Source organism: Vibrio sp. Isolate22, from assembly GCF_022398115.1.
Classification (GTDB): domain Bacteria; phylum Pseudomonadota; class Gammaproteobacteria; order Enterobacterales; family Vibrionaceae; genus Vibrio.
Genome location: NZ_JAKEUW010000036.1, coordinates 26,536 through 52,489, shown reverse-complemented (window position 1 = coordinate 52,489; position 25,954 = coordinate 26,536). Strand labels below are relative to the sequence as shown.

Annotated in this window: 21 protein-coding genes; 13 read left to right on the top strand and 8 right to left on the bottom strand. The window is 44.8% G+C overall.

Annotated elements, in window-relative coordinates:
• Positions 1–79: 79 nt before the first annotated feature.
• Positions 80–820 (bottom strand): IS21-like element ISVch3 family helper ATPase IstB, encoded by a 741-nt coding sequence (gene istB / locus L1D55_RS18240; protein ID WP_239918379.1) that lies wholly within the window; start codon positions 818–820, stop codon positions 80–82.
• Between the two features lie 10 nt (positions 821–830).
• A complete protein-coding gene (gene istA, locus L1D55_RS18235) occupies positions 831–2,363 on the bottom strand; it encodes an IS21 family transposase (protein WP_239918378.1) in 1,533 nt (510 codons plus the stop codon).
• Between the two features lie 679 nt (positions 2,364–3,042).
• On the opposite strand from istA, the gene L1D55_RS18230 reads away from it, so the two are divergent.
• Positions 3,043–4,026, top strand: coding sequence for a DUF2860 family protein (locus L1D55_RS18230; RefSeq protein ID WP_239918377.1), 984 nt, complete (start codon positions 3,043–3,045; stop codon positions 4,024–4,026).
• Between the two features lie 139 nt (positions 4,027–4,165).
• On the top strand, positions 4,166–4,666 hold the full coding sequence (locus L1D55_RS18225) for a GNAT family N-acetyltransferase (protein ID WP_239918376.1): 501 nt from the start codon (positions 4,166–4,168) through the stop codon (positions 4,664–4,666).
• Positions 4,667–4,835: 169 nt separating this feature from the next.
• Here L1D55_RS18225 and L1D55_RS18220 read toward each other — a convergent pair whose 3' ends face one another.
• Positions 4,836–5,618 carry a LuxR C-terminal-related transcriptional regulator gene (locus L1D55_RS18220; protein ID WP_239918375.1) on the bottom strand — a complete coding sequence of 261 codons (783 nt, stop codon included), beginning with the start codon at positions 5,616–5,618 and terminating at the stop codon, positions 4,836–4,838.
• 414 nt (positions 5,619–6,032) lie between these two features.
• On the opposite strand from L1D55_RS18220, the gene L1D55_RS18215 reads away from it, so the two are divergent.
• Positions 6,033–6,752 (top strand): Crp/Fnr family transcriptional regulator, encoded by a 720-nt coding sequence (locus L1D55_RS18215; protein ID WP_239918374.1) that lies wholly within the window; start codon positions 6,033–6,035, stop codon positions 6,750–6,752.
• Between the two features lie 153 nt (positions 6,753–6,905).
• On the top strand, positions 6,906–7,064 hold the full coding sequence (locus L1D55_RS18210) for a hypothetical protein (RefSeq protein WP_162884300.1): 159 nt from the start codon (positions 6,906–6,908) through the stop codon (positions 7,062–7,064).
• Between the two features lie 113 nt (positions 7,065–7,177).
• Here the strand turns inward: L1D55_RS18210 and L1D55_RS18205 are convergent, their stop codons facing one another.
• The 5 genes from L1D55_RS18205 to L1D55_RS18185 form a co-directional block, all read right to left on the bottom strand.
• Positions 7,178–7,834, bottom strand: coding sequence for a DUF2057 family protein (locus L1D55_RS18205; RefSeq protein ID WP_239918373.1), 657 nt, complete (start codon positions 7,832–7,834; stop codon positions 7,178–7,180).
• Positions 7,835–7,940: 106 nt separating this feature from the next.
• Positions 7,941–8,360 carry a hypothetical protein gene (locus L1D55_RS18200; protein WP_239918372.1) on the bottom strand — a complete coding sequence of 140 codons (420 nt, stop codon included), beginning with the start codon at positions 8,358–8,360 and terminating at the stop codon, positions 7,941–7,943.
• A 12-nt stretch (positions 8,361–8,372) separates the two neighbouring features.
• A complete protein-coding gene (locus tag L1D55_RS18195) occupies positions 8,373–10,760 on the bottom strand; it encodes an ATP-binding protein (RefSeq protein ID WP_239918371.1) in 2,388 nt (795 codons plus the stop codon).
• Positions 10,753–11,829 carry a cytochrome c peroxidase gene (locus L1D55_RS18190; RefSeq protein ID WP_239918370.1) on the bottom strand — a complete coding sequence of 359 codons (1,077 nt, stop codon included), beginning with the start codon at positions 11,827–11,829 and terminating at the stop codon, positions 10,753–10,755. Before L1D55_RS18190 ends, L1D55_RS18195 begins: the two co-directional genes overlap by 8 nt.
• Before the next feature lie 259 nt (positions 11,830–12,088).
• Positions 12,089–13,651 (bottom strand): arylsulfatase, encoded by a 1,563-nt coding sequence (locus L1D55_RS18185; RefSeq protein ID WP_239918369.1) that lies wholly within the window; start codon positions 13,649–13,651, stop codon positions 12,089–12,091.
• Between the two features lie 346 nt (positions 13,652–13,997).
• Here L1D55_RS18185 and L1D55_RS18180 point away from each other — a divergent pair, with 346 nt between their 5' ends.
• From L1D55_RS18180 to L1D55_RS18140, 9 genes are all read left to right on the top strand, one after another.
• Complete coding sequence (locus tag L1D55_RS18180) at positions 13,998–15,545, top strand: arylsulfatase (RefSeq protein WP_239918368.1); 1,548 nt, start codon at positions 13,998–14,000, stop codon at positions 15,543–15,545.
• A 190-nt stretch (positions 15,546–15,735) separates the two neighbouring features.
• On the top strand, positions 15,736–18,120 hold the full coding sequence (locus L1D55_RS18175; RefSeq protein ID WP_239918367.1) for a tetratricopeptide repeat protein: 2,385 nt from the start codon (positions 15,736–15,738) through the stop codon (positions 18,118–18,120).
• Positions 18,121–18,248: 128 nt separating this feature from the next.
• Positions 18,249–19,232 (top strand): MoxR family ATPase, encoded by a 984-nt coding sequence (locus tag L1D55_RS18170; protein WP_239918366.1) that lies wholly within the window; start codon positions 18,249–18,251, stop codon positions 19,230–19,232.
• Positions 19,233–19,244: 12 nt separating this feature from the next.
• Positions 19,245–20,207: a DUF58 domain-containing protein gene (locus L1D55_RS18165; protein WP_239918365.1), complete on the top strand. Its 963-nt coding sequence runs from the start codon at positions 19,245–19,247 to the stop codon at positions 20,205–20,207.
• Complete coding sequence (locus tag L1D55_RS18160) at positions 20,208–20,747, top strand: DUF4381 domain-containing protein (RefSeq protein ID WP_239918364.1); 540 nt, start codon at positions 20,208–20,210, stop codon at positions 20,745–20,747. It begins immediately after the preceding gene.
• On the top strand, positions 20,740–21,813 hold the full coding sequence (locus tag L1D55_RS18155; RefSeq protein WP_239918363.1) for a VWA domain-containing protein: 1,074 nt from the start codon (positions 20,740–20,742) through the stop codon (positions 21,811–21,813). The genes L1D55_RS18160 and L1D55_RS18155 overlap by 8 nt, the downstream gene beginning before the upstream one ends.
• A complete protein-coding gene (locus tag L1D55_RS18150) occupies positions 21,806–23,497 on the top strand; it encodes a VWA domain-containing protein (RefSeq protein ID WP_239918362.1) in 1,692 nt (563 codons plus the stop codon). Before L1D55_RS18155 ends, L1D55_RS18150 begins: the two co-directional genes overlap by 8 nt.
• Positions 23,498–23,586: 89 nt before the next feature.
• A complete protein-coding gene (locus tag L1D55_RS18145; protein WP_239918382.1) occupies positions 23,587–24,864 on the top strand; it encodes a BatD family protein in 1,278 nt (425 codons plus the stop codon).
• A gap of 143 nt (positions 24,865–25,007) precedes the next feature.
• Complete coding sequence (locus tag L1D55_RS18140) at positions 25,008–25,913, top strand: LysR family transcriptional regulator (RefSeq protein ID WP_239918361.1); 906 nt, start codon at positions 25,008–25,010, stop codon at positions 25,911–25,913.
• Positions 25,914–25,954 lie beyond the last annotated feature (41 nt).

Genomic DNA, 25,954 nt, shown 5'->3' with positions numbered 1-25,954 from the left:
TGCGTATTTCGGTGATTGCGAACGCTTGTTTCGGTTTATTCCGAACACCTGAACCAGCACTTTTTCTCTTTCCCTATTTTTACTCTAAGTGTTCGGATTGCGCCAGTTTTCTCATTGATTCACCTCCCAGTTCTATTCGATGACTATTGTGAACTAGACGATCCATTAGAGCGTCAGCGACAGTAGCGTTGCCGATCATGTTGTACCACTCTTTTACTGGTAACTGGCTGATGACGATTGTGCTGCTGTTTTGGTAACGGTCTTCAAGCACTTCTAACAAGTGACCAGCATGTTCTTGAGTCAGTTTTTCCATCCCCCAGTCGTCGAGGAGTAGTAAGCCTTTCTTAGCCAGCGACTGAAGTTGTTTTTGATAGCTACCATCCAGACGACCTGCGGTCAGATCATCAAGCAAGCGAGTTAATCGGTAGTACCTGACGGTTTGCTGTTGGTCGCAGGCACTGGTTGCCAGAGCACAACCAAGATAGGTTTTGCCAGCACCTGTTGGGCCTGTGATCAAGATATTCTGATGCTTGTGCAGATAACTGCCTGTTAGCAGTTCGCTCATCTGTTTACGATTGAGATTTMGTCCCTCTTTGTAGATGAGTTGGCTCGGCTGGGCATCCACTCTCAGCTTTGCTTGTCGCTTCAAGCGTTGGATTTTGCTCTGATTACGGTTCAAGATTTCACTCTCCAGGAGCAAGCTTAACCGCTCCTCGAAGTCCAGCTCTGCGTAGGTGGTCAGTTGCTCTTGTTGMTGCTCTAACGCTTTCGCCGCATGGCTCAAGCGCAGGGTTCTTAGTTGGTCATTGAGTGCGTTCATATCCTTTCTCCTAGTGATAACAGTTCGGGCCACGAACATTGCTGTGAACAAGGTTCGGCGTATTCGCTTTATCTTTACTCAGTTGCCCCTCACGATTGTTCTTGAGTAGATTGTTGACGAAGGTGTAATTGGGTTTTGTTAGCATCAGTGCATCTTTACAGGCTTGCTCGAGGCGCAATTCGCCATGGGCTTTGCTCAGGTTGAGCAGCCCAAGGCAGGAACGATACGACTGCTCGGGATGAGGCTTAGAGTTCAGCATTTTATTGACGACTTCCCGTGTTGCGGGGCCGATATTGGCTCCCCAGTTGAGTAAACGTCCAGGCGACCACTTTTGATATTGATGATTACTCGGCATGTGCTCAGGTTGAGTGCTGTTTCCGCGCTCCCTTTGGCTACGCGGGTGCTGGGCGACCAAGTTACCTTGATGGTAGATTTGCACCAGACGGTTGGAGGCTTCCAGTTCGACATGGTGGCCAACAAGTTGATGGGGAACCGAGTAGTAATGGCGGCGATATTYGATGTGATAATCAGGCCCAACCTTGGCTCGCTTGGTTTCAGTATATAGATATCGCTGCTTAGGAAGGGGCTTTAACGCGGGTTTATCGAGTTTGTCGAACAGCGCTTTGCGGCTCGCACCATAATGCTTCATCTCACGTTCGTTTAAGTCATTCATCAGCTCACGGATGGCAAGGTTCAGCTCTTTGAAGGTATAGAAGGTTTGATGGCGAAGTCGCATCATGATCCAACGTTCCACTAGGAGGACTGCATTTTCTGCTTTGGCTTTGTCTTTCGGTTTGTAGGGGCGAGCTGGCATCACGGCAGTTTGATAATGATTTGCCAGTTTTTGATAGCTTTCATTAAGCCTCGGTTCATAACGGTTAGCTTTGCTGACCGCGCTGCGTAGATTATCGGGAACCAAGAGCCGTGGTACACCACCGAAGTGTTCGAGCGCATTGGCATGCGCCTCTAACCAGTAAGACTTACCTTGACTCGGGAAGGCTTCAACATAGGTGTAATTGGATGCTCCTAAGGTCGCCACGAACACTTCTGCTTCGCGCACTTCACCTGTATCAGGGTTGACCACTTGAAGCCGAGGCCCACAGTAATCGATAAACAGCTTATCACCTGCAACATGGAGCTGACGCATACTGCGCTTTTGGGTTTTTAACCAACGAGTGAAGTGCTCACAGAACTGAGTGTAAGCGTAAGCTTGCTCTTGATATTGCTCATGATACTCCTGCCACAACAACATCTTTGTCATGCCTTTACGCTTGAGTTCGACAGCGTACTGAGCGAAGTCTGGCATAACCTTGTCTCRACTGGCTTGCTTCGAATGATATAGGGCTTTGGTAAGGTCGGTATCACTGCAACCTTCTGGGAGAGGCCAGCCTATCTGACTTTGCTTAAAGCGAGCGACAAGCTCTGAGACTGTTGCAAGGCTGACATTGAGACAACTAGCAATACTACGGTAGGACAACCCACACTCGTACTTAAGGCGTAATATCTCTTTGATTTTGTTCATTGGAGTTCTCTTTTTAGCCATTGCCGCTTCCTTACGTTCTTGTTTAAGAAGTAAAGAATAGCGAGCTATTGATTTAAAAGAGAAAAAGGAAGAATTTCGGGCACTCCGAACGCGGTTTTCGCTATTTCGAACGCTGATTTCGGAGTTCGCTTAAAAGTGTTCGGATAATCGCGGAATGTGCGTTCGGATTAAACCGAAATAGGTGTTCGGGCGTTCTCTTTTTAGCCATTGCCGCTTCCTTACGTTCTTGTTTAAGAAGTAAAGAATAGCGAGCTATTGATTTAAAAGAGAAAAAGGAAGAATTTCGGGCACTCCGAACGCGGTTTTCGCTATTTCGAACGCTGATTTCGGAGTTCGCTTAAAAGTGTTCGGATAATCGCGGAATGTGCGTTCGGATTAAACCGAAATAGGTGTTCGGGTCATACCGAAATGGCCGTTCGGAATGCTCCGAAATACGCAGCGAAGAGCGACAGGCTTTTATATAAGTTCTTAAACATATTGGGTTCCTTTCAGTTTTTCCTTTATTTCCGAGGCTTGTTACGAAAAGCCAAGCACGATAGATCATATCTACGTCACGCTTGATACATTGTCCTATCACGAAAACTCAACAAAGTGGGGATGTAGAAAGGTTAGATACTTGTTGTAATTCCAAATTTGTACATATATTTAATGGGTGATTATTCAACTAATGGATGTGAATATGAGGTCTGTTTTACCTGTAGTACTTTCCGCGGCTGTTTCTATGCCAGCGTACAGTGGACTAGCTCCTAGTGAGGGCTTTAGTGGTAACTTTAGTGTCTTGGTTGGGTTCTATTCTGACAGCAGTAATTTGAGTACTGAACAAGACTCAAACCAAGCAACCAATACCATGGAAGGTGATAGTGAGAATCAAGGTTTACTTGGTTTTCTTGGAACTGTTAAATATACCTTTGGTGAATCCCTTACTCACCAAGTTTATGCCGGTACCACCCGAGAAGATATTGCGACCGGTACCATTGCTTTTGAAATCGGTTATCGACACCAACTCTCAGGCGGAACCATATTAGATGTTTCAGTGTTACCGACACTTATCTCCGGCAAGGCTTGGTCTGATCCTTACGCAGTTGGTGTGAATCGAAATGAAACAGATGTAAAGGGTAACGTGGGGCGCCTACAACTGACTAACATCGGCGGCACTGCTTTCCAAACGGATTTTGCTATTGGTGAGTCTGATGTTGATGATGAACTGTCAGGTACCCAAAGTCTTTCTACACAAGAAGCCGCACTCCTCGATAGAGAAAGAGCTTATTTATATGCTAAAGCAGGCTATCGCTTCATTCTGCCTAATCAGGTCGGCTTGTTAGTACCTTCTATGGTGTATTTCAATTCTGATGCGGAAGGGGGGGCTCTGAGCTTTGATAGCTACGGTATCGAGTTGAACTACGCTAAGCGAATTGGGCGTCACGGTTTTGTTGTTACGTTAGATGCGAATGACCGTCAGTACGATGAAGCTAACCCAATCTATGGAAAAACTCGTGAAGAGAACGAGTATGGTGCCTTTTTAGCGTATGAATTTGGTGGATTGTTGGGTTACAAAGATTGGTCGTTTATTACGTTACTTGGTCTAAGAACCATTGATTCCAATATCGATTTCTATAACTCTGAACAGGTATTGGCAAGCGTCGGCATCGACTATAAATTTTAATGCAGAGCCCCACCATAGCTGTGTAGTTCTAAGTTAACTTCATTATTTCGGGCACTTACACTTTTTATGGTTGTAGGCGCTCGCTGCTATCCGTAATATGAAATCCAGACGATACATTGGAACTTATTAAGGAAGCGATTTGGATATACAAATTAGACATTTAGAAGCAACGGATAGCCAAGATTTATTCGATATTTATCGCCGCCCTTCGGTTTCAAAAAACACGTCGCAAAAGCCATACCTTAGTTCTGACCAAGTGGATCGGCTATTTGGTCATTCAGACCATTTTACTTTGGTCGCTGAATCGTCCGAGAAAGTCGTAGGCCACATCACCTTGTTTATGACGACCAAAGTAAGGGACCGACACTGCGCAGGGCTTGCGATTGCCATTCATCCGGATGTTCACGGAAAAGGGGTTGGTAAAGCCTTGATGCAAGAAGCCATCAATCAGGCGGATAATTGGCTAAACCTAATTCGCCTAGAGTTAGAGGTTCATGCAGATAACCACGCTGCGATTGCGTTGTACGAACGCGCTGGCTTTCAGGTAGAGGGGACTAAGCGATTGAGTACCTTCAAAAATGGCAAATATATTGATATGTTGCTGATGTCGAGAATAAAGCCTGAATATCAAGCATCTTGAATTCGCTTTAGGTGATTGAATTTATAATCTGAATAAGAATCAAATTACCGCCACAAAGCCATAAAGCATAAAGCCCTCAAACCGCAGAAGTTTGAGGGCTTTATGATTTTGTTATGAGTTGAGGTTTGTTGACTAACTAGCACGAGCACTGTTTTTTGGTAATAAGCACTTATGGATTATCAATACCGAAGCCATTACGAAGCGCAAACTGGATTAGCTCCGTATGGTTATCGAGTTCGAGGATATCTAACATTCGATATTTGTGTGATTCGATCGTTCTTGGGCTTAAAAACAGAATGTCGGCACATTGCTTAGCGGTGTAACCTTGCGCCAGCTGCGTAAGTACAGCGCATTGTTTTTTTGTAAGTAACAAGAGTTTTTCACTCTCATTGATATTACTGGCTTCATCACTGGTCACACTACGAGTCATTTTTGAGTGTTGCCAAAAACAGAGCCAAACATCACTCAGCATTTTGATTCGCTTCAAATCACGCTCTTCAATAGGAGTGTCGTACCGCTTGAACCTAGAGAACCCGATAGCGCCCCATTGTTGCCCAAATAGCGATAAGCTCACGATAGCGTGCCAATGAGCACCTTCTTGATAGAGTTCACGTAGCGGATCGATTGTGTGGTTCGCGAGAGATTGCTCTGGAAATAGCTGCCAACACTCTTTAGAGCGTAAAAGCTTAAGATATTCAAGGTAGTTGCCTTTTAGAAAGCGCTCCATCTCGAGTGGGGGCATTCCGACTTGAGAGACAGACATGCTTTTCCCTGTATCCAAAAGAATCATCGAGTTTGGAAACAGAGTAAGCCTATCTAGCTTAAACCAAGCAAGAGCCTCCTGAGCGAGTGACACAAACGTCTTATCAAAATCTTTTGGCTGACATGCGGTCAAGGTGTCGGTTTGGTGACCTAAGAGCTCTTCAAAGCTATCGAATTGGTTGTCTTTCATACTGACCGTCTGTTGTGGTTTAAGACAAAAATAACGGCAAGAGCTAAAATGTGTCAACCTAAGTAGAGAATGTCGTTCGTATTGAGCCGAATTTAGTACCTAAGTGTTAGAGCGAGGGTGATCTATGGTGGTGATTAGCGCTAGGTGAATAGCTTTCTAAAGAGGCCCGTCAAATATCTAAGTTTAATAGACGAGTTTTGGATAACGCCAACATAATGAGCTGAGTATGTTGGCAGCTTGTAATGTCGTTATTTTCTTTTTAGCGCGCGCTGTTCGTTATCAAAGTGACTTAAACTACTAAGATATAAGATTTTATTTGAATAAAACCTTCTGTGTTGGGAATGATGAACTACATTTAAAAGAGATGTAATGATACATTTTCATGTGTGAGATTGTTGGAGGAGGAATAAATCATTGTTAGATCCAACCATTGGTAAACAAATACAGTGGCCATGTGATTTGCCACAAAGTCTCATCGATAGCTTGCTTGAGATTGCCGTATTTAAAACCGGTATTCATAGCTTGGAAATTACACAAAAGTTTCAAAACTTACCTGGCGTTTTTTATATTCTAAGTGGTTCTGCTGGTATCTGTTTTTCTACTCAAAATATGAAGAGCTTATCAGGAGGAGTGATCGGTAAAGGTGATTGGATGGGGGCATTGTCGATCCATGCTGAATACAATCTTTTTGCGGTTGCTGAAGAAGTTGAACCGATCACCATGGTACTTTTTCCATCGGAAAAGGTACTAGAGTTGGCTGAAGAGCAGTGCATGGTATTTAAGTGGCTGCTGCATTGTGGCACTAAAGCACAATCGATTTGGATGCAGGCTTACCTTTCCTCTATCCATGAAAAAGAACAAAAAACGATTTATGTACTTTTAGAACTCGCTGCACGTCAAAATAATATAGCGGGAGCTACCGTGAGTGTTAACGTGTCACAAACTCAGTTGAGTACGATTACTGGGATTTCTCGCTCACGCTTGAATGAAGTGCTGAAAGGTATAGAGCAGGACGGTTTGGTCAAGATTCAAAGGGGGAAAGTCTTTATTTCAGATGTTGAAGGGCTTTACGAACGTATTTCGCCAATGAATCTAATGATGCGAGATCCAGTTGCGGAGATAAAATCCCAGTAGCGTATGATTTACGCTAAATGATTGAAAACAAAATACCTACAACTTTATAGGTAAACTGCAGGCTTGTGTTCTTTTGGGAACATACATAAGGTCTTTGGACAGATAACTTCTACCTGATATTTATAAATTTAATTTTGAGTAAATGGTGTTGTTATGAAAATGGCCGTGTTGGAATACAAAGTGTGCGGGATAGGTGAGTGGATAAAAACGAGAATATCAAGCCGCTGCGCGTACTTACTTGCTGCTGAATATGAATTGATGGGATGGCCAATCAAAATCGACGGAGAAGTGTTTTCTGCTGAGAACGCATAGTGCAAACGCGCGCCAATAAGGCGAATACGGAAAGGTAGTTACCCTAAAGTTGATACAAAAAAAGCTGGCGATTGAATGCCAGCTTTTTTATTAAGACGATCAACAAATAGCGTTTACTTGTTCACGAACTCTTTGAATTTTTGCTTGGTTTCAGCGTCGGCTTTTTCATACCAAAAGTACAGCATTTCTTCGGCCGTGTTAGACGCGTTGCCATCAATTTTTGCTGGTAGTGTTATTGGCTGAACAACTGCTGCGGCTGTAGCGCCTGTCGTTAATGCGGCAATACCACCTGTGCGGTTGTATTCTTTCGCTTCTTGAGGGTATTTACGGCCAATCTGCATGCCATCTTTGGTTAATTTGTCTTGCTTAACACTGATTGCATTTTGGTTCTCATCAACCAATTTCCAATCTAGGTTCTGAAAGCCTTTTCTCGCTTCGTTAGCGTTGCGGAACTTCGGCATGTCGAACGTTACTGTTGTGTCTGTCGCGTCAAAAGTAGCAATAATTGCGTCACTATCAACAAACTCACGGTCGTTACCTTGACTAAAAGCAAGCTGATATTGGAAAACGATTTGGTTTACACCGTCTGGCACGGTGATCGTTTTGCTTGAAGAGAAAAAACCACCCTCAAGATCAGGTTTAGCCTCATTAACCGCCAAGACTTCAACTAGAGCATCTGCGCTAGAAGGAACTTCAATTTTTACATCAGCTAACACTTGTGGTGCTGCGATAATTGTGGAAAGCAGCGCAATGGATTGTAATGTTTTCATAATCATACAGTTATTGGTGTGAGATATTTTACAATCTCACGCAGAACGAAGTATTTCAAGTTACCTTGTCTCGATTTGGCAAAATTCACCGAAACTTAACCTAAGCCTAATTATTGAGCGTGTTACCTGTACGTTTCTTATCCGCATAAGAATGGTTTAGTGCATCTGGTGGGGTGATGTCATCATCAAAAACCTCAGTATCAGTAGGTGACTGAAGCGTGATGTAGATAGGAACAAAAGCACATACCCAAATCGCATAAATGGTAATGACTCGGTTCAATATAACAAACCATGCCTCACTGCCGGACTCGGAAACGTAGTATCCAACGAGAGTAAGTAAGGTACAGACAATCGCCCACATAATGGCTGAAAATGGCTCTTTAGTGGTTGATGCGAGCAGGACCATCGTAATGTAAGGTACAGCCATCGCGATACCTAACGGCACGTGATAGTCGACGACGAAAATGAGCGTAGCGCCCGCCGCCAGCAGTAGATGTGGACCAATACTAGGTAGGTTCAATTTCATATGACACCCCAGTTAACCCGTTTTACGTTGTTGGTTGAGTTTGTGTATTAAGCGTGTTGCTTGATGGCTGTTTACCATGAGTCGATTGATGAGCTGTTGCAGCAGTTCGGCTTCAGGCATGATGTGCTGCTCTGTGGTTTGCGCTGCAGATATAGCGAGTTCAAGCACCTCATACATCTCGTGCTTAGATGCAATGGCGATGACGGCTTTTAACGTTCTCGATAAATCATCGGGTTTATCATCCGAGAAGAGGGCTATTAGCTCATCAATTTCATTTTCTAATTCATCAACTAAGTTGTTTAAACACTTCAGTTTTTCATTGCCTTCTAGCTTCTCGCCTTCGAGTAAGGGGCTACGAGATATTTCTTCTTCTGTAAGAGGCAGTTTGTTCTTAGGTGGACGAGTCAGCATGGTGACATTGCTATTACTCGTTTCTGTTGATTGGCGAGAATGAACAGATTGGTGTCTGTTTATCTCAAACTGATGATGAAACTCATTAATGGCATTTTGTAAGCTGTTTTTTTGCAATGGTTTCGTAAGGACAAAGTTCGCCCCTGACACAAGAAACTCGTCATGAGCCTCTTTAAATACATCAGCAGTACAAGCAAAAATAACCGTGGTTAACTTAAGTTCATTGCGGATCTTTTGAATCGCCTCGATACCACTCATGTTCGGCATGTGATTATCCATAATGATTAAGTCATATTGGTTTGTAGCCAATTTATCGAGTGCCTGCAGCCCGTCATAGGCATTTTCAACAGTCATGTTTATAGACTCACAGAACTTCTTGATAACCATGGCGTTGATTTTATTGTCTTCTACGAGCAGCACAGTGAAGTCATTGAGCGTTTTATTAATGCTGGTGGACACTTGTTCAGTAGTTGGTTTTTCTAGTTCGTGCATTTCTAATGGCAAGGAAATAGTAAACCGAGTACCGACATTCAGTTGGCTGGAGACATCAATGGTTCCCCCCATCAATTCAACCAGCTGTTTGACTATTGATAACCCTAAACCCGTTCCGCCAAACTTACGCGTTGTAGATAGTTCTGCTTGCTCGAACGCTGTGAAGATGTGGTCAACCTTGTCTTCAGCAATACCTATGCCCGTGTCGGAGACCATAATGTTGACCGATGGTGGGGTAGTAGGGGCGATCTCGAACTCGACTTCGACCTTACCTGACTCGGTAAATTTGACGGCATTTCCGGCTAGATTAAATAAGATTTGGCGCGTTCGTGCTGAGTCGCCAATCAGTTGAATATTGGTTGGGATATTATCCTTAATAACAAAAGATATTCCTTTATCGGTGGCGAGCGGCGTTAGCGTTTTGTCTAGGTGTGTAACAACGTCGGTCACAGAAAACGGACTCAGTTCAAGCTCCATTTTTCCTTGCTCAACTTTAGAAAAATCGAGAATGTCATTCAGAATGGTGACAAGGTGCTGCCCTGAGTCGATAATGATTTGTGCCTGTTTCCGAGTATCGGCACTTTGAGAATCTTCTTTGATGATTTGTGCAATACCTAATACGCCGTTCATAGGGGTTCTTAGTTCGTGACTCATTGTCGCTAGGAACAATGATTTTGCCTCACTCGCTTTTTGTGCCTTATCCGCCGCTTCTTGATAAGAGAGGTTGTTACGTTTCAGTTCAAAGAGTCGGTGAATGAACAGAATTAATGAGAATGCAAACGTAAGCAGTGCAAGTGCGATGATTAACTTGACGGTTAGACCCTTTAACTCGTCTTGGCTATCCGTAAGCTGATGCTCGATTTGTTCAATATACTCCATGCTATGCACAGAGAGTACTTGGGATAAGAGTTGGCTTTGCTGCTGGTTTAATTCGGTAAATGTCTGAGACAGCTTGGCTAATTCAGAATTGCTTTCAGCTGGGATAGACGCCCCTGCGAATAGGATGCTCGTGAGCATTTCACTCTGGATACTTAGCTGCGAATTGGAGGAAAAATCAGAGCTCGCAGACTCTGTGTTGGTGAGTAAAAGGGTAAGGGACTGTAGGATAAACTGACGAGCAACACTTAACCCCACCAAGTTGTCTAGCGTGTCGACATTAGACATGGATGCGTTGTGGAAATGCTCTAAAAGCTGGCGAGTTTGTAGACTTTGGAAAAACGTAGAATGTATGTTCTTTCCTTGATAGCTCAAATTGAGTTCTTGTAGTTCCCTTTCTAGCGTTACCAAGTTCTCTGATAGCTGATAAGGATTTGAAATTCCGGTGAGGGCGCTGTTCGTTATCTGATCACGCATCTCTAGGACTTCATGACTCAATTCTCGAACTGATTCGCCATATTTTGCGACTTTTTCATGTTCAAAATAGGTAAGCATAATGAAGCTCATTAAGCCTATAAAAAGCGAGATGAACAATAAAAAGATGAGCCTGATCTTATTCATTTTCAAACTCCACTAGCATTTGAGGACGTTGCCCAGTTAGCGTCTCAAGAAACACCTTGATGTCATTGATTGTTTGTTCTTCAAACGTTTTACCAAGTTGACTTTCACCCATTATTTTTATCGCCTCTTCTAGGGTTTCGGTTTGACCATCATGGAAATAAGGCGCCGTAATCGCGACGTTTCTTAAGCTCGCGACACGAAACAGATGCTTGTCTTGTGGTTGCTGAGTAAACATAAAGCGACCTTGGTCTTCACTTCGCTCAGAGCCTGTTTTTGATAATCCGAAGTAACCAAAACGCATCACCATGCCTCCACCAATATTGGTGCCTTGGTGACAACGAATACAACCTTCTTCTTGAAATGTTTCCCAACCACGTTTTTCAGCAGCGGAAAGTGCAGCAGTATCACCACGTAAATATCGATCAAAAGGGGAGTCGGGTGTGGTTAAACCGCGCATAAACTCAATGAGTGCAGCTTTGACGGAGGCGGTATCAATCACCATTTGTTGGCTTTTAAATAGGTCAATGTAGGTGGGTGACTTAGATACATAATCGGTGATAAGTGCCCAGTTCGAGTCCATTTCGTCCACATTATGTACTGGTCCGTCTATCTGATCTGAAAGGTTGTTTACCCTGCCGTCCCAAAAGAATCGGTAATTGAAAACTGCGTTGAAGACCGTAAGAGAGTTACGCATTCCGGCACCATTTACCCCTATTGATACAGGAATCACCTCAGCACCGTTGGTTTGAAGGCTGTGGCAGGTTTCGCAACTGACACTGCGATTAGAGGAAAGATTTGGGTCTTTGAAGAGTACCCAGCCAATTCTTGCCAGATCGTGATCGATTTCAGTGGTGTTAGGAATTGGAAAGACTTTGATATTAGAGGGCGTGAGTTGACGGGTTTTATGCGTGTCGCTTGCGTGCGAATCCGAGTGAGAAGAATCAGCAGGGTGATGGTCTTTGCGTTCAAAGGAAGAGTGAGAGTTTGAAGATGCACCATCATAAACCAGTATAGCGATCGAAACACAAATAACAGTTATGCTTATTCCAGCCAAATAGGATGTCTTCATAGCTCAGTTCCATCTAAATTTAATCCATTAAATCAATTCAGGATCCGTCTGAATTACCCCTTATTTACCTTGCGAATCATAAGGGTTCTTTTATAAATCTAGCTTCATAAATCTAATGTTGCAAGATAAGGAGCAGGGATAGGAACATTGGCTGGTAGATACAGAAAAGCCGTGGAAACTACGTTGAGTCACCACGGCTTTGTATTTGACTATGTATTTAATTTAGTTGTTCAACTCAAAATACATGGTTCAGGTTTGCTTATTTAGCTTGAGCAGCTGCCGCTTCAAGTTGCTTAAGTTTGCCTTGCAGCATGTAAGCGTTTTGGTTGAAGTTGCCTGGGTTCAATACTTGGCTGTTCTGCATTGGGTAATCAGGTAGCGTTTGCATGAACTCTTGTACTTTGCCGCCAACTGGTACGAATAACCACATGTTGTCTGCCATCCAGCGTAGGTACATGCCAGATTCGTGTGGTGCTTTTTCGAATGGGTCAGCACGTAGATGTACTACTTGTGGCCAGTTTGGTTGGAAACGTACTGCATCTGTGATGTTACCGTCCATAACTGCGAATGAGATCTTGAAGTCATTCCAACGTACCGCGTTTAGCTCTGCGTTCGCTGAGAAGTAAAGTAGGCTGTCACGAGGGCCTTTCTCTTCTTTACCTTCGAAGTAAGGCAGGAAGTTGTAACCGTCTAGGTGTACACGCCAGTTTTTACCGTTGTAAGTCGCACCTTTGTCAGACGCCAGCTTCTCAACCACTTTGTCATCACCAGCTGCTGCTAGTAGAGTAGGGATCCAGTCTTGGTGCGCCATGATGTCGTTGATCTTGCTACCCGGTTTGATTACGCCAGGCCAGCGAACTAGCTGAGGAACACGCATACCACCTTCGTAAGTTGTACCTTTCTCACCGTGGAAGTAAGTCGCACCGCCGTCAGGCCAAGATACTGTCTCTGCACCGTTATCGGTAGAGTAAATTACGATAGTGTTGTCTGCGATCTTCAGCTCATCAAGTTTGTCTAGAAGGATACCAACTTGGTCATCGTGCTCTAGCATGCCGTCAGCGTAGATGCTGATACCAGATTTACCTTGGTATTTTTCTTGTAGACGAGTCCACACGTGCATACGTGTTGTGTTGTGCCAGATAAAGAATGGTTTGTCAGCTTTGACTGCTTTTTCCATAAACGCTAGAGATTCTTCTAGGAACTCTTCATCCGCGTGCTCCATACGCTTACGCGTCATAGGACCTGTATCTTCGATCTTACCGTCAGCAGTAGACTTAATTACACCACGTGGACCGAAGTTCTTACGGAACTCAGGATCTTTAGGGTAGTAGTATGTCTCTGGCTCTTCTTCTGCATTCAGGTGGTAAAGGTTACCGAAGAACTCATCAAAACCGTGGTTCGTAGGAAGGTGTTTGTCTTGGTCACCCATGTGGTTCTTACCGAACTGAGCTGTCATGTAGCCCTGTTCTTTAAGAAGGTCGGCGATAGTTGGAGCCCAGTCTGGGATACCGTGATCAGAACCTGGCATACCAATGGTAAGTAGGCCTGTACGGAAAGGTTCTTGACCTGTTAGGAATGCAGCACGACCAGCTGTACACGATTGTTGACCGTAGTGGTCAGTAAATAGTGCGCCTTCGTTAGCAATACGGTCGATGTTAGGTGTTTCGTAACCCATCATACCGTTGTTATATGCACTGATGTTGAATACACCAATGTCATCACCCCAGATAGCAAGAATATTTGGTTTTTCTGCTGCTGTCGCTGCTGAAGAAGCTGCTAATAAGCCAACACCTAATGCTAGTTTATTAATTTTAGTACCCATAAGGACTCCGATTCACTTTTAAGATTAATGCGTTAGAACAACACATCGATGGACAAATGTTATTCCCAAAACCGTGTTCCGTCCTTTTATAGTGTTTATAACCAATCGTTATGATGTAGGGTTAACTTATTGATTAATTGGAGTTTAAGTTTATGGTTCTAATAAACCCTTAGTTTGCATGTGTGATCCCTATCAAGTTTGTCGATGCAAATTAAACCAATAAGTTTTGTATCCGTGTCTCAATAAAAATGACAAAAAGATTAATAGCTTACGGAATCTCGCGCATGCGTAAAAAATGAACTATACGTTGTAGGGCAGGATGCAAATAACTTACGAAGAGGTTTCTATGACAGCGAAATATGGCGTCAAGCGTCGATTAGCGATTTTGGTGATAGCGATGATGGCGGCTTCCACAACCACATTCGCCGCCGAAAAACCAAATATTCTCGTCATTTGGGGTGATGACATTGGTCAATCTAATGTTAGTGCTTACACCTTTGGCTTAATGGGCTATCAAACACCGAATATTGATAGCATCGCTAAAGAAGGCATGATGTTTACCGATTACTACGCAGAGCAGTCGTGTACCGCAGGTCGCTCTACGTTCATTACTGGTCAAAGTGTATTACGAACAGGCTTAAGTAAAGTAGGCTTACCAGGTGCGGATATTGGTCTTCAAGCAGAAGATGCTACGATTGCAGAGCTACTCAAACCTATGGGTTACATGACAGGCCAATTTGGTAAAAACCACTTGGGCGACAAAGACGAATTCCTTCCGACAGCACACGGGTTTGACGAATTTTTTGGCAACCTTTACCACCTAAATGCTGAGGAAGAACCAGAGAATGAAGATTACCCCAAAGACCCAGAGTTTCGTAAGAAGTTTGGGCCACGTGGCGTTATCAAGTCGTTCGCTGACGGTAAGATTGAAGATACTGGTCCTTTAACGCGTAAGCGTATGGAAACGGTAGATGAAGAAACACTAGACGCGGCACTCGACTTTATGGATCGCGCAGTTAAAGCCGACAAACCATTCTTTGTTTGGTGGAACGCCACGCGTATGCACTTTAGAACACACGTTCAGCCAGACAGTAAAGGTGTAACCGGCATTAGTAACTATGCCGATGGTATGGTTGAGCACGATAGACACGTTGGTCAGCTAATAAAACAAGTGGATGATTTAGGCATTAAAGACAACACCATTGTTTTCTACTCTACGGATAATGGTCCACATATGAACTCGTGGCCAGATGCAGGTACAACGCCATTCCGTGGTGAGAAAAACACCAACTGGGAAGGGGCATACCGTGTGCCAGCCATGGTTCGTTGGCCGGGTAAAATTGAACCTGGAACTGTCTCTAACGAAATCATGCATCACATGGACTGGATGCCAACATTCCTTGCTGCAGCGGGTGATGATCAGATCAAAGAGAAGCTACTCAAAGGTCATACCGCGGGTGATAAAACCTTTAAGCTTCACCTAGATGGCTACAACTTCCTTCCTTACCTAACGGGTGAAGAAGAAAAAGGTCGTCGTCATGAGATCTTCTACTTCACGGATGATGGTGATTTAGCGGCGCTTCGTTATAACCAATGGAAAGCGGTATTCATGGAGCAACGAGCTACGGGTACTATGCAAATTTGGGCTGAACCGTTTGTGACCCTGCGTCTTCCTAAGTTGTTCAACCTTAGAATGGACCCATACGAAAATGCTGATATCACCTCGAACACATACTACGACTGGCTGCTTGACCACGCGTATATGTTCGTTCCAGCACAAGCGTATGTTGGCAAGTTCCTAGAAACATTCGCTGAATATCCACCACGTCAAAAAGCGGCGAGCTTTAGTTTGGATCAGGTTATGGAGAAACTTCAGGAGTCTCATAACAAGTAATCGACTACTTGGGTATACCAACTGTATGAAAAGAGCTCTTCGGAGCTCTTTTTTATGAGCGCAATAGTGAGCAGCCACATGTCCTGAATATGAATCACAACAATCGAGCTTATGGTTACTAAATAATTGTAAATTAGTTGTTTTTGCGTCTACCTTATTAAGCATAAGGATGTATAAAACAAGGAATGTTATGTCTGCATTGTCGTGCTCACTAGTGAACGGATTGAAACACCAGCGAGTTGCAGTATTATCCGCGATTTTCACGATATTGAGCTTCAATGTTTGCGCGAGCGAACAAGCGTCGCCTGTCAGTGATAAAGCTACTAAATCCGTGTCTAAATCTACGGAAAGTGGTTCGTCAGCCACGTACATAGGCTCAGAGGCTTGTATTGATTGCCACAGCGCAGAAGTAGAAGCTTGGCAGGGCTCTCATCATGACATGGCGATGAAGCACGCCACAGATGATTCCGTTTTAGGTAATTTTGATAACCAAACCATCATGCATCAAGGCAAGCCAAATCGTTTTTTTCGCAAAGGTGATGAGTTCTGGGTCAACATTGAAGGGCCAGATGGTCAATTCAAAAATTACAAAATCAGTTATACCTTTGCCTTTGAACCACTTCAGCAATATATGGTTGAGTTTGAAGACGGCCGTGTTCAGCTGATTCCTTTTGCTTGGGACTCTCGCACCAAGAGTGAGGGAGGGCAACGCTGGTTTCACCTCTACCCAGATACAACCAACACCGATGAATTTTATTGGACCAATAGCGGCCAAAATTGGAACTTCATGTGTGCTGATTGCCATTCAACAAACCTAGAAAAGAACTACGACATGGCAAGCAACACCTACAGTACAACTTGGTCTGAAATCAATGTGGGTTGTGAGGCGTGTCATGGCCCTGCAAGTGAGCACGTTGAACAAGCAAAACAAGCTGCCCATTCTGCCAAAGCCAACAGTGGTAAAAGCGCTCAACTCACGGCGCATTATGGTTTTGACCGTGATTTGTCTAAGTCAGTCAAAGAGTGGGTTTACCAAGAGGGTAATTCAACACTTCAACCGAAAGACATCATTCATACCAACCAAGTCCAGACCTGTGCTCAGTGCCATAGCCGACGTACACAACTGAATGAGACTGCTGATCATGTGAAGGGATCGTTCTTCGATAAATATCGTCTTAGCCTAATTAGTCCGGAACTCTATCATCACGATGGTCAAATCTATGATGAAGACTACGTTTACGGTTCATTCTTGCAGTCAGCGATGGCTGAGAAAGGTGTCACTTGCACTAACTGTCACGATCCCCATACCGCAGAGCTGAAAATTGCGGAAGAAGCGGTATGTAGCCAGTGCCATATTGCATCCGAATACACACCAGAAAAACACACCTTCCATGAGGCAAACACAGAAGCTTCAAAATGTACCACTTGCCACATGCCTGAAACGACGTATATGGAGGTCGATCCGAGACGTGATCATAGCTGGCATGTTCCGCGACCGGATATTAGCCAACATATTAAAACGCCGAACGTGTGCACCAGTTGTCATGAAGACAAAACCGATCAATGGGCCGATAAGCAAATTGGTCAATGGTTCCCTGATTCTAAATATCGAAACCAACAGCATTTCGCTGTGGCTTTTTATGCCGATTCAATAGGGCATAGAGGCGCGGAGGATGCACTGGCGTATTCGGCTCAGGATTCTAGCTTAAGTAATATTATTCGAGCATCAAGCTTGGAGCGCTTGTCTGGTAATACGGGTAAGAACACTCTTATTTCATTAGCAAGGGCAGTAAAACATGACGATGAGATGATCCGTCTAGGCGTTGTACAAGGCTCATCTGGTTTCCCGTTTTACGACCGTTGGCAGATTCTAGAACCACTGCTTACTGACCCAGTATTGTCTATTCGTTCAGAAACAGCTGGCGCGCTAGTCCGTTATTGGGGAGAAATGAATCCGCTACAGAAAGACCAAATCAAGCCTGCATTGGAAGAGTACATTGAGATACAGCGCTTTAATGGTGACAGAGGTTTTGGAAGAACCAATCTGGGTAATGTTTACCGAGATTTAGGTAAGCACGAACAAGCCATTGAGTACTACTTAGGCGCTATCGAAATCGAACCATATTTCGAGAACAGTTACGCCAACTTGGCTGATTTGTATCGGGCTTTGGGGGATGAACCTAAAGCACTAGCAACCTTGAAGCAAGGCATTCAAGCTCAGCCAAAATCGAGTGTATTGCCATACAGTACAGGGCTGTCGCTGCTGCGAGTGAAAGACTACGACCAAGCGACGCGTTATCTAAAACAAGCGGCAGAAACGGCACAAACTGACCCGCAATATTGGTATGTGTATGGCTTGGCATTGGAAAAATCGGATGTGCTTGCGGCGAGCCAGTCATTACACAAGGCTTATCAATTTAGCCGAAACCCTCAACATTTGTACGCACAGTGTGAAGTGTTGGCGCGAAATAGCCATATACCGGGTGTGCCAAAAGCATTTGAACAGTGTATTTCATCATTGAGCAAAGTGGCACCACCGGAGGCAATTAACCAGTTGAAGGCTAGGCTCAAATAAAACGATGAAGTGACCTTGGTTATGGTGTTTGTAACGTTTTACACCATAACCACTTATTGCGTTTATAACCAATAGTTATCGAGCTTGTGAGTAGGATGTACGCAGCCAGTTTGAATAAAGGAAGACCTATGAACCATGCGCAACAAGCAATAAACCAACTGATTGAACAAACAGAAAAAAGTGTTATCGGACAGAGTCACGTCGTTCGGGCTCTGGTGATAGGGTTATTGACCAATGGGCATGTGCTTTTAGAAGGGCTTCCGGGCACAGCGAAAACGCGTTCAGTAAAGTCGCTTGCCAACTTATTAAATACCAGTTTTGGTCGAATTCAGTTCACACCAGACCTATTGCCATCAGATGTGACGGGTACAGAGGTGTATCAAGAGCTAGGCGGGAAACCTCAACTGCACTTCCAACCGGGGCCTATCTTCAACAGTATTGTCCTAGCCGATGAAGTGAACCGTGCGCCAGCTAAAGTACAAGCGGCACTGCTTGAGGCGATGGCTGAGGGTACGATCACAGTAGGTGGTCAAACTCACATCCTTCCTGATTTATTCATGGTACTCGCTACTCAAAACCCAGTTGAGCAAGAAGGGACATACCCGCTACCTGAGGCGCAAATGGACCGTTTTATTATGAAAGTGACGGTCGACTATCCAGAAGACGAAGCAGAGCGCGACATCATTCGTTTGGTTCGCAGCGAAGAGCTAGGCAATGAGACCAGTTCCGAGCTAGTGACTCCGCAACATATTGAACCTGAATTAGTGCTTGAGGCACGCCGTCAGCTTCCAGAAATCGCGGTATCTGATTTAGTTGAAAACTATATCGTGGCGTTAGTTATGGCGACTCGAAAGCCGGAACGTTACCCAGAATCTAACTTGTCCAAATGGATTGAAATTGGCTCCAGTCCACGTGCTTCTATCGCTCTAGATAAGTGTGCTCGCGCTTATGCTTGGTTACAAGGGCGTGACCACGTCACGTTGGATGACGTTCGTGCTATGTTACCAACCGTATTGGGACACCGATTCTCGCTGTCTTATGACGCACTTGCTGACGGTGTTGACCATCAGAGAGTCGTTGAAGAGCTACTTGATAACGTAGAGATCGGATAATAAGGGGGCGTCATGGCGAAGCCAACACAAGCTCCCAAATCGCAAGGCCTTGATCCAAGGCTGTACTGTGATTACTCAAAGTTAGTGCGAATACAGGCGCAAGCTGAGTCGTTTTCTCTGTTGCCTCACCTAAAAGCGGGCGGTGTCCTTTCGGGAAGACACAATTCGTTGTTTCGTGGTCGTGGTTTGAACTTTGAAGAGTTACGGCATTACCAACTCGGTGATGATATCCGTAACCTCGATTGGAAAGTTACCATGCGAACTGGGAAACCACATGTTCGTAGCTACACCGAAGAGAAAGACCGTAATGTGATGATCTGTGTAGACCAACGCAGCTCCATGTTTTTTGCCTCTCAAGACACCATGAAGTCCGTCGTTGCCGCTGAAGTGGCGGCATTGTGTGGTTGGCGGGTTCTTAAGGATGGAGACCGCGTCGGTTTTGTTTTGGCGTCACACCAAAAGCTATTTCACACAAAAGCGCAGCGTTCTCAGTCTGACTTGCTCTCCCAACTCAAACACCTTGCTAAAGCGAACCAAAGTTTGGGAGTGAATGTGAGTGACAATGAAGGAGTCGGATTTACTCAATGGATCGAATTGATTAAGCGGATGAGGTTAAAACAGTCGACGCTAATCTTCATTAGCGATTGGCGTGATTGCCAAGAGCACCACTTAGATCGTTTGAAACAACTTCAACAGCATAACGATATCCTTGCCATCATGGTCACTGACCCATTAGAGCGCTCACTGCCAAGAGATCTTGCAAGCGCAAACTGGGTGGTGGGTGATGGTCGTTTTCAATTGAGCCTAGATAGCCAATCTAAGGTAAGCCTTGCAAGCGAGAGCCTAGCTCAGAAAGCAGCACTTCAAAAACAATCTCTAGCTAAATTAATGGCGATGAAAAACCTTCCATATATCGAATTAGACACCTCTGGCAATCATATTTCCCAGTTACAAAAGTTAGTGGGAGGGCGCTAAATGACAGTCGAACATGCGCCCCCTAGTACTTATATCCTGCGTGAACTTCACGATGTGGCGGTACCTAATAGTGTTAGCTGGGCCCCACAAACCATTGGTTGGAAGATCCTTGGCGTTATCTTGTTATTAGCGGCTCTCTATCTGGCCTATCGTTTGGCTCTAAGATGGTGGAATAATCGCTATCGAAAAGAAGCACTTAATGAATTGATGTTATTGGATGCGAGAGACAAAAACTCCCCTGAGCAGGCTTTTAAAGTGCTTAAGGTTGTACTGCGTTATCTAGACAGCAGCAATGCAAAGCTGTTTGGGCAAGCTTATGTGAAACGTTTGAATGCGCACCTTCCTGTGAACGGCCAAACAGAGTATAACAACGCATTCTTTACTGAGGAAATCTCAGAAATATGGATGCAAAGCCTCATTGATCAAAAGGTACGCTTGACCTTTGAACAGCGCTCGGAAGTGATTCAAACCTCTATGGTGTGGCTAAAGCTCCATAAGCCTGATGTTCAAGTGGTGGTTGAGGGGCAAGCAAATGATTAATCTCTTCTCTTCTAGCTTTGAATTTGCACATCCTTTGTGGTTCGTTGCACTGCCTTTGCCTCTGTTGGTCTACATAGCGGTGCCTGCATATCGCACCAAACAAATGGCTATTAAAGTGCCGTTCTTCCACGAATTGGTGAAAGCGATTGGGGAAGCTCCTTCTGAAGGGGCAAGTCAATTGACGCCAAGCTGGTGGCAACGCACCACACTCATTATTACTTGGGTTTTGGTTGTTTGTGCCTTGGCTAAACCGACCATTCTTGGTGAACCTCAAGTGCGTGAACAATTAGGTCGAGATGTCATGGTGGTTGTTGATTTATCTGGATCAATGGCAGAACAAGACTTCACATCTAAGCAAGGCAAGAAAATCTCTCGCTTGGAAGCAACGAAAGAGGTGTTGGCGGACTTTGCGAAAACCAGAAAAGGCGACCGCTTAGGTTTAATCCTGTTTGGTGATGCTGCGTTTGTACAAACACCTTTCACTGCCGACCAAGATGTATGGCTAGAACTCTTAAATCAAACGGATGTCGCTATGGCAGGGCAGAGCACTCACTTGGGTGATGCGATTGGCTTAGCGATAAAAGTGTTCGAGCAGAGCGGCAAGCAGATGTCTGCCGAACAAGCCCAAAACGATATCGAACGTGAGAAGGTGGTGATTGTACTAACTGATGGTAATGATACGGGCAGTTTTGTAGAGCCAATTGACGCTGCAAAAGTGGCTAAGGCGAAAGGGGTTCGTATTCACGTGATTGCGATGGGTGACCCTCAGACTGTGGGTGAAGTAGCCTTGGACATGGAGACCATCAAGCGTATCGCCTCTGAATCTGGCGGTGAGGCATTTGAAGCGCTAAACCGTGATGAACTCAGTACCGCCTACGAGCAAATCGGTCAACTTGAGCCTCAGTTATACGAAAGCACAACGTATCGACCTAAGCAGAGCTTACACCACTATTTAATGGCAGTCGTTGTACTCATGTATCTCACAGCATTTAGCCTTGCAACGGTAAGACGTCGCCGTGCCGTTCGTTTGTCGAACCTTGAAACGAAAGGAGAGAGTGATGTTTGATTCTCTCGCAGTTCAACAGTTTTTTACCCAGTTTCATTTTATTCGTCCACTTTGGCTCTTAGCATTCATTCCGATGTTTTTCTTACTTTGGCTACGTTGGCGAGAAGAGACCAAACCGAGCTGGAAAGACATTCTGCCAGAGCATTTACGAAATGCGTTGACGATAGGTGAGACCGGGTGGCGTAAACAGCTACCACTCAAGCTGCTGATGGTTATCGTGACTATTGCGATCATTATTTGCTCAGGGCCTACATGGCAGCGTGAAGCATCGCCATTTGGTGAAGACAAAGCTTCGATGTTGGTGGTACTTGATAACAGCGAATCCATGCTAGAAAAGGATTTACCCCCTAGTCGTTTAGAGCGATCGAAACAAAAAATTCGAGATTTATTGGCGGCGCGTAAAGGCGGTAACACTGGCTTAGTTGTGTATGCGGGAAGTGCTCATGTCGCGATGCCGGTTACTCAAGATAGCAAAGTTTTTGAGCCGTTTTTGGCGGCAATCACTCCTGAAATAATGCCTGTTGATGGTAAAGCTGCTGAGAAAGCCCTGCCTTTGGTTCAACAACAATTGTCTGGTGAGCCTGGCTCAACCGTGTTGCTAGTATCTGATGGTGTGAATCCTACAACCATTAAGGCGTACGAAAAATTCTTTAATGAAAACAGTTACCAACTGTTGATCTTGGCCGCGGGTAATAGCCAAATTGTGAGTAATAACCCAGTAGACCTTGATTCATTGAACACGTTAGCCAAGGCTACCGGTGGTCGCTTGATTGAAGTGACAGTAGACGATTCTGACATCAAAGCGCTTAACAGTGCGGTAGAACGTAACATGCAGCTAAACGGCGAATCTTCGATGCCTTGGAAAGATATGGGCTACGGATTGTTGTTCCCAATTGCCTTCATTATGTTGCTTTGGTTCCGCAAAGGTTGGCTCGTGCAATGGTGTCTAATTGGTGTTGTGACGACAGGTGCTTTTTATGCGCCGAACTCAATGGCAGAAACGGTCAAACTGACGGCGGACAGGCCTGTTGAAGTGGAAACGTTATCGGCTTGGGATAAAACTGCCCAATGGTGGTGGGATTTATGGCTGACACCAGACCAACAGGGTCAGCGATTGTTAAACCAACAACAGTATTTAGAAGCGGCGAAACACTTTGAGGATCCACTTAGGAAAGGTGCTGCTTACTACTACGCACGAGAGTTTAAGCTTGCCCATAGCGCGTTCTTACAAGTCGACAGTGATTTTGGTTTGTACAACGCGGCCAGTGCTCTAGCAAGGCAACGAGAGTATTTGGCTGCACGAGATTTACTGAAAAGCTTAAATGATAAGCCGGACCTTGACCCTAATTTAAAGCCTGACGTACAGCACAACTTAGCCGTGGTTAATGGCATTGTTGAAGAGGTTAACCGAACCAGTGAAAGCCAAGCAGGAACAACAGATGGCCCTGAAGAATCGTTTGAACTAGACGAGGACAAGCCACGTACGGGCGATGGTGCAGAAGAGGAGACGGTTGCCGAGCTCATGCTAAAAGAAACGCTCAATGCGAATGAGATTCTTGGTAGTCAAGAACTCGCCGATAAGTGGTTAAAGCGAGTGGAAGCGGATCCTAAGTATTTCCTTCGAGCTAAGTTTCAAATCCAATTGCGTGAACCATCGCCAGTATCTAGCGAGGAGCAAAAGTAATGAGTTATTGTCAGTTTTTGGCTCTCAGTTACTCTAGAGATTCGAACTCAGTTAAGCCGTTAAGTCATGTACAGCATGGTTTCGTTGTTATGTTGATGGCTCTGCTTATCACCTTGTGTTCCTCTTCAGCCTACGCTCGTGATATTTATGACCTTCAGCGCAGTGGTGATGTTGAGCTTATTGCATGGGTCGGAGAAAAACCGAAACCGGGTGATAAAATAACGCCGGCTAAGGTAAGCGTTAATGAGCAAGTGATTTTGAATATCGAAGTCGCGACCCCACGTTGGTTTACGGGTGGCACACGTATCGGTAGCATTGAAATCCCAAACGTGATTGCAAAGCAGCGTAATCAGCTTGCAACGAATTACACAGAGAGAGTAGGCGGTACTACTTGGTCTCGCCAGCGCTGGGAAATCACTCTTTATCCGATGGCATCGGGTGCTTTTGTTATTCCTACCTTGCCTGTGACTATAAAGGTATCAGCTCCCGACGGTTCTAACGTGACTGGTACACTTTACACACAACCGATTAAGTTTGAAGCTTCGTTACCTTCTGGATTATTGAGCGAAGACACGCCTTGGTTCGCAGCAACGGATGTTGAGGTTGAGCAAAAGTGGCAACGCTCTAGTGATGAGCTGAAAGTTGGCGATGCGATCACTCGAACAGTGACCATTAAGGCAAAAGACAGCTTATCTGTGTTGTTACCTAACGTACTAACGAACGAATCTACACAGCAGTATCAAGCCTATCCACAACCGAATCGTCTTGATGATACCCAAGAGCGAGGGGACTATCGTTCAAGCCGAATTGAAGAATCAGTCTATGTGATTCAACAAGGTGGTGAACTGACACTCCCTGAATTTGAGTTCCAATGGTGGAATAGCGACAAACAACGTTTAGAAAATGTCGTAATTAAAGGCGAAGTGTTTGAAGCCAAGCACACATTACAGTCCTTTGTTAAAGCCTATATGTCGGTATTCATCACGATTGGTTTAGTGTCGTTAGCATGTGTTTTGCTGTTTGTTGTTGGTAAGCGTTATTACGCGGCTCGACCAACACCGACGTGGTTAGTGATGAGACGCCTAGTTAAGCAGGGCGACTGGGCTGCATTACGTACGTTTGTTTACACTCAATTACGATACCAAACGACGGAGTTAGAGTTATCGAAAGCCAGCACCGAAAAGTCATGGCTTGATGATAGCACTGCTCTTCAGCAAGGACATGAAGATAAGAGCGTGTTTAAACGTTTGTGGAAAGGGTTAAAAAAACTCGCCAATCACCGGACTAACTCTCATGTATCTCGCTCAATCGCAGGTCGCTTGAAAATTCCTAAAGCCTTGCCAGACTTAAAAGACAAAATTAAGTAGGCACGTAATGCACTGGTTCAATTGAAATACCCATAAAAATTCGGGGTTTATCGAGGCATTACGCACAACTTTTAGCAATTCGCATCGAACATAATCGGCAGGTTCTCTACTATAGGGAACCTGCTTCTTTAATATGGAACTGTATGAAAAGTACCGAGCTAAATTTAATTCCAATATTTGTCGCTATCTATGAAGAGCAGAACTTGTCTAGAGCTGCTAGCCGCATGGATATCAGCCAGCCAGCTGTGAGTAAAGCACTTGCGAGGTTGAGAGATATCTATGATGAGCCACTGTTTCACCGTACCACTTCAGGTGTTGAGCCAACCACTTTCGCAATGGACATCTACCCAGCGATGGCGGCGGCACTGAAGAACTTCACGTCGACATTGTCTGCATCAAGAGACTTTGACCCTAAAACCTCTGGTCGCGTTTTTTCTATCGCCTGTGTATCGGCGGCCAGCTATGAAATGATGCCTAAGGTGATGCAACTGATCAGCCAGGTAGCACCGGGTATTGCGCTGGAAATTCACCCACTGTTTACTGAAGACTACGAGTCTGACCTGAGGCTGCAAAGACACGATGTGATCATCGATATGACGCCAAGAGGCCGAACGACGCTCAAGCATGAGGTCGTTTCCACTGAAGAGCTGGTGGTTGTATGCCGAGAAGATCACCCGTCAATCGGTGATACCATCGATATGGAGCAGTTTTTATCACTTGAGCATGTTGTGGTATCAAAATGGCACGCACGCCGAAGCTTATTGAGCTCTGATCATTTTAGAGACTTAGAAAAGCGTAGAGTAGTGTACCGAGCAGCAGGGGTCGTTGAGATGCTGCCAGTGATTGAGAGTTCTGATTATATCGGAATGCTACCTATGTCATCGGTGCGTTGTTTCTCCGAAAAGTACAAGGTTAAAACACTCCCTCTACCATTCGAGTTGGACAACCTCGATATGTGTATGATTTGGCATCCAAGCCGCACTAACGAACCAAGCCACAAGTGGTTACGTGACAAGATCAAAGCCGCAGCAAAAGAGGTCTCGGCTTAGCGCATCCGTCTGTTTAGTGGTGGTTTCGTACACCCACTCCA